Origin of the sequence: Limisphaera ngatamarikiensis (genome assembly GCF_011044775.1) — a bacterium.
Taxonomy (GTDB): Bacteria; Verrucomicrobiota; Verrucomicrobiia; order Limisphaerales; family Limisphaeraceae; genus Limisphaera; species Limisphaera ngatamarikiensis.
This window is the reverse complement of record NZ_JAAKYA010000062.1, coordinates 21234-23185: the sequence shown is the minus strand read 5'-3', so window position 1 is coordinate 23185 and position 1952 is coordinate 21234. Positions and strand designations below refer to the sequence as shown.

Annotated in this window: 2 protein-coding genes; both read right to left on the bottom strand. The window is 65.3% G+C overall.

Annotated features, from left to right (window positions below; translation table 11 throughout):
• Positions 1–23 precede the first annotated feature (23 nt).
• Complete coding sequence (dnaJ, locus tag G4L39_RS09470; RefSeq protein WP_165107757.1) at positions 24–1172, bottom strand: molecular chaperone DnaJ; 1149 nt, start codon at positions 1170–1172, stop codon at positions 24–26.
• A 13-nt stretch (positions 1173–1185) separates the two neighbouring features.
• Positions 1186–1857: a nucleotide exchange factor GrpE gene (grpE, locus tag G4L39_RS09465; protein ID WP_165107755.1), complete on the bottom strand. Its 672-nt coding sequence runs from the start codon at positions 1855–1857 to the stop codon at positions 1186–1188.
• Between the last annotated feature and the right edge of the window lie 95 nt (positions 1858–1952).

The window sequence follows — 1952 nt, the reverse complement described above, 5'->3', positions numbered from 1 at the left end:
CCGACCAGCCCGCCCTCCCGCCCTCACCGGAAGAACCGCTTGGCCTTCTCAATAAAGCGCTGAATGCCGGGTGTCTCCTGCCCGCTGCAAAGGGCGGCAAACTCCTCCAGTTTGGCCCGCTGGGCCGCGGTCAGCTTCGTCGGCACCTCCACCACCACCCGCACGTGCAGATCCCCGCGACCCAACCCCTGGACACTCGGCACACCCTTGCCCTTCAACCGGAAGACCGTCCCGGACTGCGTGCCCGGCGGAATCTTGATCGTCGCCTTCCCATTCAGCGTCGGCACCTCAATCTCGCCCCCCAGCGCCGCCTGTACAAAGCTGATCGGTACCTCGCACAACAAATCGTCCCCATCCCGATGAAAAATCTCATGCGGCCGCACATGCACCACCACGTACAAGTCCCCCGGCGGCCCACCTCGCCAGCCCGCCTCCCCGTTACCGGCCGATCGCAAACGAGCCCCCGTATCCACCCCCGGCGGGATCCGCAGCTTGATCCGCGACGTCCGCTCCCGCCGACCCGTCCCACGACAGGCCCGACACGGGCGCTCCACCACCACTCCCGCCCCCTGACAATGGGGACACGTCTGGGCAATGCTGAAAATCCCGCGACTGGTGAAAACCTGACCCCGACCCCGACACGTGTCACACGTCCGGGTTCGCGACCCGGGCTCACGCCCCAACCCACGACAGGCCTCACACCGCTCAGGCTTCGTAATCGTAATCTCCTTCTCGCACCCGTGAACCGCCTCCTCAAAATCCAGCTCCAGGTCGTACCGCAAATCGTCCCCACGTTCGGGTGCCAATGGATCCGATCGACCCCCCCCGCCAAAAAACTCATCAAAAATACTCCCGCCCGCAGCGCCAAACACCTCCCGGAAAATCTCAAACGGATCGTGGAACCCGCCGCTCCAGCCCGCCCCCGCACCCGCAGCCCGCGCCCTCGGATCAAAGGCCGCATGCCCCATCTGGTCATACGCCGCGCGCTTCTGCGGGTCGCTCAACACCTCATACGCCTCGGCAATCTCCTTGAACTTCTCCTCCGCGGTTTTGTCACCCGGATTCCGGTCCGGATGATATTGCAGCGCCAGCTTCCGATACGCCTTCTTGATCTCCTCGACCGAGGCGTTGCGGTCCACCCCCAGCACCTCGTAATAGTCCCGCTTGGCCATGGTTCAGCGGAGCTCAATTCGCCGTCCCGGCACCGGACTCATCAGCCCTGGGCGCCTGCGCCACCACCACACTGGCCGGTCGCAACAGCCGGTTCCGCAACTTGTAACCCTTCCGCAGCTGCCGCACCACATGATGGTCCGGCACATCCGTCCGTTCCTCCACCGCCACGGCCTCGTGCAACGTCGGATCAAACGGCTGACCCGTCGCGTCAATCTCCGTCAGACCGGCCTCCTGCAACACCGACCTCAGCTGCTGCCACACCAGACGCACGCCCTGCTCCAGCTTCTCCCGGGCACCCTCATCATGAGACTCCAGCGCCGCCAGCGCCGCCTCAAAACTGTCCAGTACCGGAATCAGCCGGGTCAACAACGCCTGATGCGCATGATCCAACACCTCCTGCCTCTCCCGGGCACTCCGCTTCCGGAAATTGTCAAAATCCGCCGCGGTCCGCAGCAGCCGATCCCGGTACTGCTCGGCCTCGCTCGCCCGACGTCGCAGCTCCTCAAACTCCCGGGCACTGAGCGTCACCGGCTGCCCGTCTCCGGACGAAGCAGAAGACGAAGCCTGCCGCCCCTCGGCGCCCTGCGCCCCGGGGGCCGCCTGCCCCACCGCCTGCCCTTCCTCGGTCGGTGCAGCCGCCTGCAGCTCCTTCTCCTGTTCAGGTGATGGTTTCGGCTCCTGCATGGTCATTTTCCAAAAACGTCTCCAGTTCAAACACAGAGAGCATAGGCCATCCGCCGCCACGGAGCAACCGTCCGGCCCTCAACCCGGTCGCCCCG